General features: G+C 62.7%; 14 protein-coding genes and 1 pseudogene. 8 read left to right on the forward strand and 7 right to left on the reverse strand.

Annotated features, from left to right (window positions below):
- Positions 1 to 47 precede the first annotated feature (47 nt).
- Positions 48 to 206 (forward strand): hypothetical protein, encoded by a 159-nt coding sequence (locus tag NKH03_RS18965; RefSeq protein ID WP_352969771.1) that lies wholly within the window; start codon positions 48 to 50, stop codon positions 204 to 206.
- Between the two features lie 88 nt (positions 207 to 294).
- Here the strand turns inward: NKH03_RS18965 and NKH03_RS18970 are convergent, their stop codons facing one another.
- From NKH03_RS18970 to NKH03_RS18985, 4 genes are all read right to left on the reverse strand, one after another.
- A complete protein-coding gene (locus tag NKH03_RS18970; RefSeq protein ID WP_352969772.1) occupies positions 295 to 849 on the reverse strand; it encodes a hypothetical protein in 555 nt (184 codons plus the stop codon).
- 135 nt (positions 850 to 984) lie between these two features.
- Complete coding sequence (locus NKH03_RS18975; protein WP_352969773.1) at positions 985 to 2,109, reverse strand: YcjF family protein; 1,125 nt, start codon at positions 2,107 to 2,109, stop codon at positions 985 to 987.
- Positions 2,106 to 3,584 (reverse strand): YcjX family GTP-binding protein, encoded by a 1,479-nt coding sequence (locus NKH03_RS18980; RefSeq protein WP_352969774.1) that lies wholly within the window; start codon positions 3,582 to 3,584, stop codon positions 2,106 to 2,108. Before NKH03_RS18980 ends, NKH03_RS18975 begins: the two co-directional genes overlap by 4 nt.
- 63 nt (positions 3,585 to 3,647) lie before the next feature.
- Positions 3,648 to 4,151 carry a SixA phosphatase family protein gene (locus NKH03_RS18985; RefSeq protein ID WP_352870901.1) on the reverse strand — a complete coding sequence of 168 codons (504 nt, stop codon included), beginning with the start codon at positions 4,149 to 4,151 and terminating at the stop codon, positions 3,648 to 3,650.
- 332 nt (positions 4,152 to 4,483) lie between these two features.
- Between NKH03_RS18985 and dksA the strand changes: the two genes are divergently transcribed.
- Positions 4,484 to 4,900, forward strand: coding sequence for an RNA polymerase-binding protein DksA (gene dksA / locus NKH03_RS18990; protein WP_013531862.1), 417 nt, complete (start codon positions 4,484 to 4,486; stop codon positions 4,898 to 4,900).
- A 245-nt stretch (positions 4,901 to 5,145) separates the two neighbouring features.
- Here dksA and NKH03_RS18995 read toward each other — a convergent pair whose 3' ends face one another.
- Positions 5,146 to 5,883: a hypothetical protein gene (locus NKH03_RS18995; protein WP_352870903.1), complete on the reverse strand. Its 738-nt coding sequence runs from the start codon at positions 5,881 to 5,883 to the stop codon at positions 5,146 to 5,148.
- Between the two features lie 223 nt (positions 5,884 to 6,106).
- Here NKH03_RS18995 and cckA point away from each other — a divergent pair, with 223 nt between their 5' ends.
- Together cckA and NKH03_RS19005 are read left to right on the forward strand one after the other, a co-directional pair.
- Entirely contained in the window at positions 6,107 to 8,680 is a 2,574-nt protein-coding gene (cckA, locus tag NKH03_RS19000; RefSeq protein ID WP_352969776.1) for a cell cycle histidine kinase CckA, read from the forward strand.
- Positions 8,681 to 8,765: 85 nt separating this feature from the next.
- On the forward strand, positions 8,766 to 9,476 hold the full coding sequence (locus tag NKH03_RS19005; protein ID WP_352969785.1) for a purine-nucleoside phosphorylase: 711 nt from the start codon (positions 8,766 to 8,768) through the stop codon (positions 9,474 to 9,476).
- Here the strand turns inward: NKH03_RS19005 and NKH03_RS19010 are convergent.
- Positions 9,473 to 9,778, reverse strand: coding sequence for a ribbon-helix-helix domain-containing protein (locus tag NKH03_RS19010; protein WP_352870912.1), 306 nt, complete (start codon positions 9,776 to 9,778; stop codon positions 9,473 to 9,475). The genes NKH03_RS19005 and NKH03_RS19010 overlap by 4 nt on opposite strands.
- A gap of 225 nt (positions 9,779 to 10,003) precedes the next feature.
- On the opposite strand from NKH03_RS19010, the gene NKH03_RS19015 reads away from it, so the two are divergent.
- From NKH03_RS19015 to NKH03_RS19025, 3 genes and pseudogenes are all read left to right on the forward strand, one after another.
- A complete protein-coding gene (locus NKH03_RS19015) occupies positions 10,004 to 10,399 on the forward strand; it encodes a VOC family protein (RefSeq protein ID WP_352969777.1) in 396 nt (131 codons plus the stop codon).
- 168 nt (positions 10,400 to 10,567) lie between these two features.
- A complete protein-coding gene (locus tag NKH03_RS19020) occupies positions 10,568 to 11,098 on the forward strand; it encodes a gluconate 2-dehydrogenase subunit 3 family protein (protein ID WP_352969778.1) in 531 nt (176 codons plus the stop codon).
- Positions 11,099 to 11,144: 46 nt separating this feature from the next.
- Positions 11,145 to 12,678, forward strand: a pseudogene (locus tag NKH03_RS19025) (GMC family oxidoreductase).
- Between the two features lie 64 nt (positions 12,679 to 12,742).
- On the opposite strand, the gene NKH03_RS19030 reads toward NKH03_RS19025, so the two are convergent.
- On the reverse strand, positions 12,743 to 13,156 hold the full coding sequence (locus tag NKH03_RS19030) for a hypothetical protein (RefSeq protein ID WP_352870908.1): 414 nt from the start codon (positions 13,154 to 13,156) through the stop codon (positions 12,743 to 12,745).
- A 313-nt stretch (positions 13,157 to 13,469) separates the two neighbouring features.
- Here NKH03_RS19030 and urtA point away from each other — a divergent pair, with 313 nt between their 5' ends.
- A complete protein-coding gene (urtA, locus tag NKH03_RS19035) occupies positions 13,470 to 14,780 on the forward strand; it encodes an urea ABC transporter substrate-binding protein (protein ID WP_352870909.1) in 1,311 nt (436 codons plus the stop codon).
- Positions 14,781 to 14,900 lie beyond the last annotated feature (120 nt).

The following is a 14,900-nucleotide window of genomic DNA, read 5'->3' on the forward strand; positions in this document are numbered from 1 at the left end:
AGGCGCCTGAGTGCACGGCGGAGATCGCAACCAAGAAAGCGCAGGACATGGCCGCCGCGCTGCAGGAGGCGATCACCAAGGACCCATCCAAGGCGGCCGATCTGACCGCCAAGGTCCAGGCGGTGACAACCAAGTATCAGGGCACCACGACACTGGCCGACGCCTGCAAGGCTTATGACGAGGTGGCGGCCGCGATCAAGGGCTAACGCCCTGATTCGAGATCAAGGGCTAAGCGCCTGATTCGATGATTCAAACGAGGCGGCGACCGCTAGGTCGCCGCCTTTTTTGGATTTTTCAGTTCGGGGCGATGGAGCCGACTTGGACGGCGTCGACGCGCTTCAGGCTCATGCCGATCACCGGCACCAACTGGTCGTCGACGCGCACTGCAATGGTCACCGTCATCGAGTTGTCGTCGGGGATGCGGGCCTGCATGACACCGCGCAACTGGTTGCGGTTGATGGTGAAGACCACCTTGCGGGCATCGACCACGTTGCCGCCGATGATGTCGAGGCCGGAGCCGGTGGCACCACCCATGAAGCTGCCCTTGTAGCCCTCGCGGCCCTTGCGCTCGATCTTGGCCGACATCTGCTGGGTGAACATGCCGACCCGGCAGCCGCCGTCGAGCGACATGCCGACCTTGCCGTCGGGCGTCGAGCCGGTGAAGCTGCAGTTGAATTTGGTGCCCTTGTACTTGCCGGCGACGATTTCGCCGGGGCCGATCCATTTGCCTTCGGCCGACTGGAAGAACTGCTTGTCCGGTTCCGCCGCGGAGGCCGCTGCGGCAATGCCGACGAGAGCTGTGATCACGGTTGCCAGGGGCAGGACGCTGGATAGTACTACGCTTTTCATCGACGACACCCGGCAACAAAGAGGCTGTTTGGAACCCGTCTGACCATGAACAAGATTGGTTAATGCTTCGTCACTACGGGGCCGCCACAAAGCAGTCCGGCAACAATTCCGAAGGTCCAAACGCTCCGGCCCGGCTTACTTGCCAGGCGGGGCTGCTTCACTGTCTTTCCTGGTGGCAAACGATGTCAGCGCGGAGAGGAAATCGCCCAGTCCGGGCCGCTTCGCGGCGCTGAAGGGCAGGGGCCGCGCCGTCTCCATCGCCGCGATGCCGATGCGCGCCGTCATCATGCCGTTGACGACGCCCTCGCCAAGCTTGGCCGAAAGACGCGCCGCCAGGCCGTGGCCGACGATCTGCTGGACGAAACTGTCGCCGATCGCGATCGAGCTGGTAACCGCCAGATGCGCCAGCACGCTGCGCGCCAGGCGGAAGAAACCCAGTGTTCCCGGCCGTCCGCCATAGAGTTCCGACAGGCGGCGGATGAGCCGCCCGGCCTCGAACACGACATAGGCGACATCGACGAGCGCGCGCGGGCTGACCGCCGTCACCAGCGAGACGCGTTTGGCGGCCTCGAGAATCATCACCTTCGCCCTGGCATCGAGGGGGCCGAGAATTTCGGCCTCGGCCAGGCGCACAAGATTGCCGCCGTCGATGATTTCGCCACGCAGTTCAGCCAGCGCGCGCCGGCCGGCCGCGGTCTCGGGTTTGGCCGCGACAAAGGCCGACAGTTCGTCGACGACCGATCGTGCTGCCTTGGGATCGTCACGCGCGATCGCGTCGAGCGCCCGCTTCTGCAGCTTTTCGACCTCGGCGAGGCGGGCAATCGCCAGGAACTCGCGAATCAGGATCACCACAAGCGCCAGCACGGCGATGGCAGCCATGCCCGCGGCCAGCCAGCCCAGCCATTCGGCGCGCGCGAAGAGGTCGCGTATGAGTTGGTCGGTCCACAGGCCGACAGCCAGCGAAACCAGGACACCAAAAGCGCCGAAGAAGATGCTGCCGAGCAGCGAGCGTTTTTTGGGGGCCATTGCTGGCGGCTCCGCGGCAATGATGTCGGGCTCGTCGAAGACATCGACATCCGCCGGTATGACCATCGCGACATCGGTTTTCATCGCACGGGGTTTGCGTTGGGTGTCGGTCTGGGCACGGGTTACGGCCTGGGCACGGGTCTCAGCCTGGTCGTTGCGCGGTCCAGGGGCCGATTGTCTCGATGTGGCTTCCGGCTCGATGCGGAATGCCGCCGGCTTGCGGGGCGCGGTCATGCCAGATGATCTCCGATCAGGAACTGCAAGGCACGATCGAGCCTGATATGCGGCAACGACAGCGTGACACCTTCGGCCGTGCGTTCGAGCTTTGGTGGACGGAAACGGACGAAGCGAATTGCGGGATCCGCGGAGTCCTGCTTATGGTCGGGGCCCGAAACATCGAACACCGCATCAATATTCTCCGGTAAGTCACCGGGAAATATGGCTGTTTCCGTCTTTCCATCAAAGGTTTCGCCGTTGATCCTCTCGTCGGCGATCGGCGTGCCGATGATGACTGGCAACGTCTCTCGACCCTGCTTGACGGTGCCTTCGCGTGTCGCGCGCATCGCCGCCATGGCGACGACATCGACATCCGCGCCGGTGAAATTCGCGCGCGCCACGGCGCGGTCGGCAAGCCGCCGCACGACCGCCTGCAGGCGGTCATGGCTTTCGTGGTGCAGGTGATCGGCCTTGGTCGCGGCAACCAGTATGCGGTCGATGCGCCGCGAGAACAGGTCAGTGAGGAAGCTGCCGCGGCCGGGACGGAAACAACTGAGGATCTCGGTCACCGCGCGCTCCAGGTCGGCCATGGCGCCGGGACCGGCGTTCAGCGCCTGCATGGCGTCGATCAGCACGATCTGGCGATCGAGGCGGGTGATGTGTTCGCGGAAGAACGGTTTCACGACATGCGTCTTGTAGGCCTCGTAACGCCTGTCCATCATGGCGTGCAGCGACCCTGGGCGCGGACGCTTGTCGCCAATCCCAGCCAGAGGCGCGAAGGTCAGTGCTGGCGAGCCTTCGAGATCGCCAGGCATCAGGAAGCGGCCGGGCGGCAAGGTCGAAAGCGCCCGCTCGTCGAGCTTACATGCCTTCAGATAGGCGGCGAAACTTTCGGCCAGGCGGCGCGCCGTCATCTCGTCGGCATCGGCGTTCGGGTCGATCTCCGCCGACAGCGCCCGCCAGGCCTGCGACAGGTCCTCGCGCACCGGCAGAACGGCCATTTCGAATGCTTCGTGCGAAAAATCGGCGAAGGATTTGCCGAGCAGCGGCAGGTCGAGCAGCCATTCGCCGGGATAGTCGACGATATCGACCGACAATCTGCCGGAGGAGAACATGCGGCTCCAGCCGGAGGCCGATTCATATTCGATGGTCAGCCGCAGTTCCGAAATGGCGCGCGTCGAATCGGGCCAGGCGCGGTCGTTGACCAAGGCGGCGATGTGGTCTTCGTACTGGAAGCGCGGCACGGCGTCGTCCGGCTGCTGCTCAAGGAAGGCGCGGGCGATGCGCCCTGATTTCTGTGCCTTGAACAGCGGCAGGCGCCCGCCATGGATCAAGTTGTGGACAAGGGCCGATATGAACACCGTCTTGCCCGCGCGGGACAATCCGGTCACGCCGAGGCGCAGCGATGGGGAAAAAAGCCCGGTAGCGCGTCCCGACAGCGTGTCGAGGGCAATCCTCGCCTCGTCGGTGAAGGTGGTCAGCGATGATGCCAAAATGTGCTCTCTTGGGCTTGCCTCCGCCCGATATAGGCTCTGCAACCCGCGTTTGAAATGGCTTCAGAGATTGGCCGGCGTCAGGAACGCTTCGAGATAGCCGGTGCCCTGGGCGGCCTTGGCAAGATCGCCGTCGAAGCGGACGACCGCCAGGCCCGCGGTCGGGAACCCATGGTTGAGTGTTGCCCGCGCCGTCTCGTCGCCATCGCCCGAAACCGCCATGGTGAGATCTTCCGTCATCGGATTGTGGCCGATAACCAGCAATGAGCCCGATCCGCCATTGTCGCGGATGAGATGGAGGTAGCCGGCCGCGTCCGCGCTGTAGAGCGTGTCGAAGAACAGCACCCGACCGGTGTCGGTCTGGCCGGCCAGGCCTTCCAGCGTCTCCTTGGCGCGTTTGGCATTGGAGCACAGCGTCAGGTCCGGAACATAGGAGCGGGAGCGCATGGCGGCGCCCATCATTTCGGCGTCGGCGCGGCCGGATGCATCGAGCGGGCGATCGAAATCGCGCATGCCGGGCAGTGCCCAGCCAGCCTTGGCATGTCGCAACAGATAAAGCCTGCTCACCCAACCTCCGAATGCCGTGGCCTTCCGGGATTAGCCACGAGAACGCGTTGCGCACAATGGCTCGTGTGCCTCGAATACCCGAATCACCCATGATGCGGTGCCGCAAAAGGCGATAGTGCATCGGCCGAAGATCACAGCCGATGTTCCGAAACCATGTTTCACAGGATCCAACGTGTCACAGCGTAGTTTGGTATCAAGACGACCGCGCACCGCTGCAAAGGTGCGCTCCGGCGCACATTAACAATTGCGTGAGACAGCGGCTGATTGCGCTTGTGCAGGCGTCGGACGGCGAATATATAGGCGCCAAATTTGGGGCAGTTTGGGTGAGTCGAATGAACGACATCGTTACCGCCGATTACGTACCCTCCGAAGACGAGCCGTTCATGAACGAGCGGCAGAAATCCTATTTCCGCTCAAAGCTCGTCACCTGGAAGAACGACATATTGCGCGAAGCGCGCGAAACACTGGAAATCCTGCAACAAGAAAACGCCAACCATCCCGATCTGGCCGATCGCGCCTCTTCGGAAACCGACCGCGCCATCGAACTCAGGGCGCGTGACCGTCAGCGCAAGCTCATTGCAAAGATCGATTCCGCGCTGCAGCGCATCGACGAAGGCACTTATGGCTATTGCGAAGAGACCGGCGAGCCGATCGCGCTGAAGCGGCTCGATGCACGTCCGATCGCGACGTTGTCGATCGAAGCGCAGGAGCGGCATGAGCGCCGCGAAAAAGTCTACCGCGACGACTGAGAGTCGACGACTGAGAGTCAAAGCCGGCGGCGCACGACCGGCCGTCATGGCGACGTTGATTTTGAAATGGCCGGTTTTCCGGCCATTTTCATTGGCGCGGCAGACCGGTCAGGGCGCACGAAATCCACAAAACCTTGAAGCATGGGCTCTTGACCCCATGGCCCTTGACGTATGGGCCTTCCGAAAGGTGGTTCGGCAGCCAAACCGGTTACGATTTTCGCTTGGGATAGCTAATCAGGGGCCGCTCATCGCTTCTGGCTGGAGAGTTCGCCGAGAAGCTTGGTCATTTCATCGTCGAGCGACTGTGGTGTCTTGGCCGCCGGCTTGCCCGCCGGGCTGCCGGAGCGGGGCTGGTCGAGCGACACTTCGAGTTCCCTCATCAGCGTGTCGTCGATGCTCTCCTGTCTCGGCGGCGGCAGTGGTGCAGGCCGGACGACATTGGCATTCGCGGAGCCGTAGGCGGGCAGCGGCGTGACATTGGTCGGCTGGTAGCTTTGCGCCGCGGTTGGCGGTGCCGGTGCTGTTTGGCGCGGGCGAGCGGGCGGCGCTGTGTTCGCCGGCTGCGGAGCCGGTGCCTGTCTTGGCGGCGGTGGAGCGGGTTGCGGCGGACGCGGCCTTGCCGCCGGGGCCGCGGCGGCCGGCACCGGCTGCAAGCCGCCGTCTCCGGTCAATGCCGGCCGCCGCGGCGCCGAAAGACGGATATCGCGCTCGACGACGAGGTCGGTCGGGCCGCCGATCAGAAGCAGATGCTCGATGTCATCGCGGCGCACCAGCACCAGCCGGCGATGGCTGTCGACGGCGGTGGCGTCCATGACGGCCAGCCGTGTCTTGCGGTTCCTGCCGCCGGCAACGAAGGTTCCGAACGTCAGATTGCGCACCAGTTTCACGATGATGAGAACGATGACCAGCAGGACAAGTGCTGCAAACGTCCACAACAGTGCCGCGGCATAACCAGGACCCGCCACGCTATCCAGCCATTGCATCGGTTTCCCCTGATTGCCCTTGGAAGTGACGCGACACTAGACCGTTGCGGCGGGCCACCGCAAGTTGCGTTTCACGCTGGTGAACAGCTAGAAAAACTCCGAAGGCTTGAAGACATCATTTTTATCCGACATTTGCCGCCAAGGCCTTTTCCGGACTAGGAGAATGTGATTCAACCCGCTAGGGGCGGATGTCGGAACACCGGAATTCACGAGCAGGGGGCATATGGCCAAGGAAGCGCGCGGCGATTTCTATCCGGTACCGATCGTCGACCAGAACACGCGACCGGGCGCGGTCACCCGGCTCATCATTTTCATCGTCGTTCTGACGGGGGCGGCGATCGTCTTCGGCCTTTTCCGCGAGCGCCTCGGCGATCCTTTCCTGCTCGGCATGCTCGGCGTGCTGGCGATGATCGGCGTCGGCTTCCTGTTTGCCACGGCGATCGGCTTCGTGCAGGTCACGCCGCGCTCGACAGGCGACGAACTGTCGAAATCCTTCGTCGATTCGATGTCGCAGGGCCTTCTCGTCACCGACACCAAGGGCCGTGTCGTCTACGCCAATCGCGCCTATGCCGATATGACCGGAGCGTCGTCGGCGGCCGACCTGAAGACGGTCGAGGGGTTGCTCTCGGATGTCCCCGAAGCGTCGGTGACGATCTATCGCCTGGCGTCCGGCCTGCGCGACGGCCAGCCGGGCGATGGCGAGTTTCGGCTCGCGCAATCCATTCGGCCCGGTGCCGAGCCCGGCGCCCGCTGGTACCGGGCGCGCGCCCGCACCTTCAGCGTTCCGGGCCAGCGGCTGCCCATGCTCGCTTGGCAGCTTGCCGACATCTCGCAGGAGCGGGCCGAGCAGGAGCGGTTCTTTCTAGATTTGCAGCAGGCGATCGATCATCTCGACCACGCGCCGGCCGGCTTCTTTTCGGCCGATCAGGAGGGCCGCGTCACCTACATCAATGCCACGCTCGCCGAATGGCTGGGCATCGACCTCACCAGCTTCACGCCCGGTGCGGTCTCCCTGGCCGAGATCGTGGCCGGCGACGGCATGGCGCTGGTCCGTTCGGTCAAGGCCGATCCCGGCACGACGCGCAACGCGGTCATCGATCTCGACTTGACGACGATGACGGGCGAGGCGCTGCCGGTGCGCTTCATGCATCGCGTGTCGGCCAGCCGCGAAGGCCTCAACGGGCCGACACGCACGATCGTGCTCAACCGTACGCAAGGCGAGGACTCCTCTGCCGATTTGCGGGCCTCGGAAGTGCGCTTCACCCGCTTCTTCAACTCGACACCGATGGCGATAGCCGGCGTCGACCACGACGGGCGCATCCTGCGCACCAATGCGCCGTTCCTGTCGCTGTTTTCATCCGTCGTCGACCGCGACGCCGTCGATCGCCGTGTGCGGCTCGACACGGTCATCCATGAACGCGACCGGCCGGCCTTCGCGGCTGCTTTCGAAAAGGCGCAGCAGCGGCAGGCCGACATCGAGCCGATCGATACGCTTCTGCCCGGCAATGACGAGCGGCACATCCGTTTCTACGTCAACGCTGTCGCCGACGGTACCGGCGGCGAGGGCGCCGAGGAGTCCGCCATCGTCTACGCCGTCGAGACGACGGAGCAGAAAGCGCTCGAAGGGCAGATGGCGCAAAGCCAGAAGATGCAGGCGGTAGGCCAGCTTGCCGGCGGCATCGCGCATGATTTCAACAATGTGCTGACCGCCATCATCATGGCGTCCGACCTTTTGTTGACCAACCACCGTCCGTCGGACCCGTCCTTCCCCGACATCATGAACATCAAGCAGAATGCCAACCGGGCGGCCTCGCTGGTGCGGCAGTTGCTGGCCTTCTCGCGCAAGCAGACGTTGCGGCCGGAAGTGCTCAACCTGACCGACGTGCTCGCCGATCTCAGGATGCTGCTGGCCCGCCTGGTCGGCAACGACATCAAGCTGAAGGTCGACCATGGCCGCGACCTGTGGCCGGTCAAGGTCGATATCGGGCAGTTCGAGCAGGTGGTGGTCAACCTCGCGGTCAACGCGCGCGACGCCATGCCGGGGGGTGGTGATCTCACCGTGCGCACCCGCAATGTGACCGCCGAGGAATGCAAGGCCTTTTCCTATCGTGAACTCACCCCGGCCGACTATGTCGTGGTCGAAGTCGAGGACACCGGCAGCGGTATCGCGCCCGACGTGCTGAAGAAGATTTTCGAGCCCTTCTTCACCACCAAGGAAGTCGGCAAGGGCACCGGCCTTGGCCTGTCGATGGTCTACGGCATCATCAAGCAGACCGGCGGCTTCATCTACTGCGATTCCGAGGTCGGCAAAGGGTCGACTTTCCGCATTTTCCTGCCACGTCATATCGCGGAGCTGAAAAAAGCGGGCGAGCCCGACGATGTGCCGGCGGCACCGGTGAAGGTGGCCGATGCGGCCAAGGACCTGTCTGGCTCGGCCACGGTGCTGCTCGTCGAGGACGAGGATGCCGTGCGCATGGGCGGCATGCGCGCGCTGGTGTCGCGTGGCTACACCGTGCATGAGGCGTCTTCGGGCGTCGAGGCGCTGGAAGTGTTCGAGGCGCTGGGCGGCAAGGTCGACATCGTCGTTTCCGACGTGGTGATGCCGGAAATGGATGGACCGACCCTGCTTGGTGAGTTGCGCAAGCGCCAGCCGGACATCAAGTTTGTCTTCGTGTCCGGTTATGCCGAGGACGCATTCGCCAGAAACCTGCCGGCCGACGCGCATTTCGGCTTCCTGCCAAAGCCGTTTTCGCTCAAGCAGCTGGCGACGATCGTCAAGGACATGCTGGAGTCTTAGAACTCCTCTATTTTCTTCCCTTGCACAACGCTGTGACAACGCCATGATCGCGGGTGAAACGGCAAGCGGGCTTGGGGAGCAGCGATTGACGCCGCACAACGAAGCGGACAAGGACGACTACGCCGACACGGTGCTGTTGCCGGGCGATCCGCAGCGCGCCGATTGGATGGCGCAAACCTTCCTGGAAGTGCCGCGCTGCATCAATCGCCGACGCGGCGCGCTTGGCTTTACCGGACTGTTTCGCGGCAAGCCCGTCAGCATCCAGTCGACCGGCATCGGCGTCTCGTCGTTTCTGATCTATGTGCATGAATTGCTTGACTATTATGGCGCCCGGACGCTGATCCGCACCGGCACCTGCGGCAGCCTGACCGCCAAGGCAAAGCTGCGCAGCTTGGTCATCTCGCAATCGGCACAAGCGGAAAGCGCGCAGAGTGGTCAGGTCTTCGGCCTTTATGAACCCGCCGGCCCGGATCCGGCGCTTCTCGCCTGTGCGCTTGCCAAGGCGGCCGAACTTGGCATCGACCATTGTACCGGCCCAACGGTGTGCAGTGACATCTTTTATCACCCCGAAGGAGCCGGCCGCTTTGCCGATGCGCGGGCGGCCGGAGCCCTGGCCGTGGATATGGAAACCAGCGCTCTTTATCGCATCGCCGCGCATTTCGGGGCTCGCGCGCTGTCGATCTGCGTCGTGGTCGACGACATCGAGACCGGCGAACAGATCGATTATTCCGAGCGCCAGGAGTTGTTCGCCGACATGACCCGGCTAGCGCTCGCGGTCGCCGTGGAAGCGCCCTAGGCGGCTTCCCGCTTCGGCACCATCCGCTCTTCCATGCTCGGCCGGTGGCCACGCAGGTAGAGCGCGCAGGTGGTGCGCAGCATCGACGCAAAGTTCGGAATGGCTCCGTTGATCTCGATGGCTTCGTCATAAAGCTTGGAGATGAATTTCGGCGTCGTCAAACCCTGGTTTTCAGCGATTTCGTCCAGCAAGGCCCAGAATGTCGCTTCAAGCTGGATGCTGGTCGAGTGGCCGTCGATGCGAATCGACCGGTTGATCTGGCGATAGCCTTCGGGATCCTGGCCCGCAAACACCCTGCACATCCGACAAACCTCCCATGATTGTTGGTCTTGGGTGGACGGGCCTGCGGTTTGATACTGCTTAACCTGTCCCCATGTGCATTCTCGGGCAAAATCGCCGCGACGGCAATCGGACTTTTGTCCCTGTCGGCGATGCAGGACGGTTACGGCCTCGGGCGGGGTAACCGGCTGCCACCACCTTTTGTCCGCGCCGCGCATAATCGCCTGCACACCATCGCGGAGACTGATTTGCCCAAGGCGATCCACAGCATGATCCGGGTCCTCGACGAGGCCCGATCCGTCGACTTCTACAGAAATGCCTTCGGGCTCGATGTCGCCGACAGGCTGGACTTCGAGACTTTCACGCTCGTCTACCTCAGCAATGCCGAGACGGGGTTCGAGCTCGAACTGACCGTGAACAAGGATCGGCAGGAGCCTTACGCACTCGGCGACGGCTACGGTCACCTTGCGGTCTCGGTCGTCGACCTCGACAGCGAGCATGACCGTCTCGGCGCGATCGGCCTCAACCCGAAGAAGATCGTCGAGTTCAACCGCGACGGGTCGCTGATCGCCCGCTTCTTCTTCATCGAGGATCCCGACGGCTACAAGATCGAGGTTCTGCAGCGTGGAGGTCGCTTCCAATAGGAGACATAGCAACCGCACCGGCGGGGGCGGCGCCAGCAACGGCATCCTCAAGCATGTCGCCCAAAAGTGCGCAGCGGTTTTGGGATAACGACATGCACAAACAAGGTCTTGAAGCCCGTCAATTGTGACGTGCTCAAGGGGTGCAAATAGCAAGCAGGGAGGAACAAAATGGTCCCGATCTATGACGCGAAGCCTGGGCTTTCACGTCGCGAGCTTCTCAAACGCGGTGGCATCGGCGCGCTGCTGGTCATCTCCGGCAGTGCGGTCATCAGTCCCGAACATGCCTGGGGGCTCGAGACATCGGCGCTCAAGCCCGAAACCATGGCGACGCTGATCCAGATGGCGCGCGACATCTATCCGCACGATCAGGTCCCCGACAAATATTACGCCATTGCCGTGAAGGGCCATGACGAGGAAGCCGGCAAGGATGCCGCCTACAAGGCGATGATCGAAGACGGTATCGCCGACCTCGACAAGAAGGCCGGTAACGGCGGCTATCGAGGCCTCGGCTGGGAGGACCAGCGCGTCGGTGTGCTGAAGCAGGTCGAGGCGACGCCGTTCTTCCAGGCCATCCGTGGCGGCCTCGTCGTCAGCCTCTACAACCAAAAAGAGGTGTGGCCGATCTTCGGCTACGAGGGCGAATCCTATTCCAAGGGCGGCTACATCGCGCGCGGTTTCGACGACATCGAGTGGCTCTGAGCCCCGTCGTTCCTGAACCCGCAAACAGAAATCATGGGAGGAAACCATGGCAGCTTCATTTGATCTGAACAACGATGGCGTGGTCGTCATCATCGGCTCGGGCGCCGGCGGCGGCACGCTCGGCAACGAACTCGCCCAAAAGGGTGTCGACGTCGTCATCCTGGAAGCCGGCGCGCGCCACGAATACGAGGATTTCATCAACGACGAATGGGGTTCGTTCACCCTGGCGTGTGGCCAAGGATTTTCCGAACCTGCCGGCCTGGATCGTCAAGTCGGTCGGCGGTTCGACCACGCATTGGGCCGGGGCCTCGCTGCGCTTCCAGGAGCATGAGTTCAAGACGCTGTCGACCTACGGAAAATTGGAAGGCGCCAACCTGCTGGACTGGCCGATCACGCTGGCCGAGATGGAGCCCTACTATGCCAAGGCCGAAGCCAAGATGGGCGTCACCGGCACCAATGACTGGCCGAGGCTGCCGGGCAACAACAATTTCAAGGTGTTGAAGGCCGGCGCCGACAAGCTCGGCTACAAGGAATGCCACACCGGCAACATGGCGATCAACTCGATCGAGCGCGACGACCGCATGTCCTGCCAGCAGACCGGCTTCTGCTTCCAGGGCTGCAAATGGGGCGCCAAATGGTCGACGCTCTATACCGAGATCCCCAAGGGCGAGGCGACGGGCCATCTCGAGGTCAGGCCGAACGCCATGGCGATCAAGATAAACCATGACGCCACGGGCAAGGTGACTGGCGTCGTCTATGCCGACAAGGACGGTAAGCTGCAGGAGCAGAAGGCGCGCATCGTCGCCGTCGCCGGCAACTCGATCGAAAGCCCGCGCCTGTTGCTCAATTCGGCATCGGGCAAATTCCCCGATGGTCTCGCCAACTCGTCGGGACAGGTGGGCAAGAACTACATGCGGCACACCACCGGCTCGGTCTATGCCATCTTCGACAGACCGGTGCACATGTATCGCGGCACCACCATGGCCGGCATCATCCGCGACGAGGCGCGCCACGATCCGTCGCGTGGTTTCGTCGGTGGCTACGAGTTCGAGACGCTGTCACTTGGCCTGCCGTTCATGGCGGCTTTCCTCGATCCGGGTGCCTGGGGGCGGTCCTTCACCACCGCGCTCGACCACTACGACCACATGGCAGGCCTGTGGATCGTCGGCGAGGACATGCCGCGCGCGGAGAACCGCATCACGCTGCATGCCGACGAGAAGGACGCGCATGGCATGCCGATCGCCGACGTGCATTTCGACGACCATCCGAACGACACCGCGATGCGCAATCACGCCTACAAGCAGGCTTCGGCGCTTTACGATGCAGTCGGCGCCACGCGCACCTTCCCGACGCCGCCCTATCCGTCGACCCACAATCTCGGCACCAACCGGATGAGCGAGAAAGCGGAAGACGGCGTCGTCAACAAGCATGGCCAGGCGCACGACATCAAGAACCTGTTCGTGTCGGACGGCAGCCAGTTCACGACCGGCGCCGCCGAAAATCCGACGCTGACGATCGTGTCGCTGGCAATCCGCCAGGCCGATTACATCGCCGCGCAGATGTCGGCCAAGACGATCTAGTCACATCCTCCCGACGACCTGACGACGCGGAACCCGCAAGGTTCCGCGTCTTTTTCTTGCCGCCTCATTGCTTGGTGCAGGTCGAGGCGGTGAAGGCGCCGTCGGGCTGCTTCATGATGATGTCGAAGGAGGGCGGGGTCTGACCGTCCAACGTTGCCTGGGTCAGCGACAGCGAGTTGCCGCCGGCGGTATAGCCGCCCAATGGCCCGAGCCAGGAGATCCCGCCGTTTGCATCCATTTGATAATTGTACCCCTGCTGCGCGGTCCCGAAGGTGCCGAGGCCGGTGTAGAATGGGCCAGTGTAGACGTTCCCCTTGATGGTGATGTCGCCGAGGTTGAGGAACATGCCAAGCAGATACACTTCGCAGCGATAGGTGCCGTCTGGCAGCTTGCCGTCGCTGAAGTCGGCTCGCGCGGCTCCGCTTGCCGCCGCCGCAAGCAATATACCCATAAAAATGCGTGAAATGCCTGAAACCATGACGTCGCTCGTTTGAGGCGCGAGCTTGCCCTATTTTTGCACCGTGTCGCAACACCGGTCGTCTGCGACATGCCTATGAAGATCAAAATCTAGGCATTTGATAAGAATGAGCGAAAATTAGGCAGATGCCCCGTGTGCTGCGCAAATTTCTCTCAATCAATTTTTAACCAGCTCTCTTTGTTTCTATAAGCCTGGCATTTCAACACGCTGATAACGCTGGACTATTCGTCTCCATTTGGTGTCGCCAAGGCGATTGGCATGGGGGTTGCTTTGTAGTGTTGCGGTGCAATCAACCAGCTTGGGAGTCTGTAATATGAGGGGTAATTTCTCGACAATAACAAAGATGTTTTCGGCGAGCGTGGTTGCCGCCGGCCTGTTGATGTCCGCACCCGCCAGGGCGGCCGACGACACCATCAAGGTCGGCATTCTCCATTCGCTGTCGGGGACCATGGCGATTTCGGAGACGACGCTGAAGGACGCCATGCTGATGCTCATCGACGAGCAGAACGCCAAGGGCGGCCTGCTCGGCAAGAAGCTCGAGGCGGTCGTCGTCGATCCTGCTTCCAACTGGCCCCTGTTCGCCGAAAAGGCGCGCGAGCTGATCTCCAAGGACAAGGTCGCGGCGGTGTTCGGCTGCTGGACCTCGGTGTCGCGCAAATCGGTGTTGCCGGTGTTCTCCGAGCTCGACAACATCCTGTTCTATCCCGTCCAGTATGAGGGCGAGGAAAGCGAGCGCAACGTGTTCTACACGGGCGCGGCGCCGAACCAGCAGGCCATTCCGGCGGTCGATTATCTGATGAGCGAGGACGGCGGTTCGGTGAAGCGCTGGGTGCTCGAAGGCACCGACTACGTCTATCCGCGCACCACCAACAAGATCCTCGAGGCCTATCTGAAGGCCAAGGGCGTCGCTGCCGAAGACATCATGGTCAACTACACGCCGTTCGGCTTCTCCGACTGGCAGACCGAGGTTTCGGCGATCAAGAAGTTCGGTTCGGCCGGCAAGAAGACCGCCGTCGTCTCGACCGTCAACGGCGATGCCAACGTGCCGTTCTACAAGGAACTCGGCAACCAGGGCGTCAAGGCCGAGGACATCCCGGTCATGGCCTTCTCTGTCGGCGAGGAAGAACTTGCCGGTCTCGACACCGCGCCGCTGGTCGGCCATCTCGCCGCCTGGAACTATTTTGAAAGCATCGACACGCCCGAGAACAAGAAGTTCATCGCCGGCTGGCACAAGTTCATCAAGAACGACAAGCGCACCACCAACGACCCGATGGAGGCCCATTACATCGGCTTCAACATGTGGGTGAAGGCGGTCGAGAAGGCCGGCACCACGGATCCGGACAAGGTCATCGACGCCATGGTCGGTGTTTCGGTGCCTAACCTGACCGGCGGCTATTCGACGATGATGCCGAACCACCACATCACCAAGCCGGTGCTGATCGGTGAAATCCAGGCCGACGGCCAGTTCGAAACCGTCTCGCGCACGCCGGGCCTGGTGATGGGCGACGAGTGGTCCGACTATTTGCCTGATTCCAAGGACCTGATCTCCGATTGGCGCGCGCCTCTGTCCTGCGGCAACTTCAACGTCGCCACGGGCAAGTGCGGCGGCAAGGGAACGAACTGATCCTCCCCGGGCTGATCTAGTCAGACCGCGCGCGTGCCGCCCGGGTGCCACGCCCGGCGGCCCGGCCAAAAAAACCCCGGGAAATTTTAACAAAAACACCCCCCCCCAACCACACGAACA

This window comes from Mesorhizobium sp. M1406, from assembly GCF_040317555.1.
Taxonomy (GTDB): Bacteria; Pseudomonadota; Alphaproteobacteria; order Rhizobiales; family Rhizobiaceae; genus Mesorhizobium.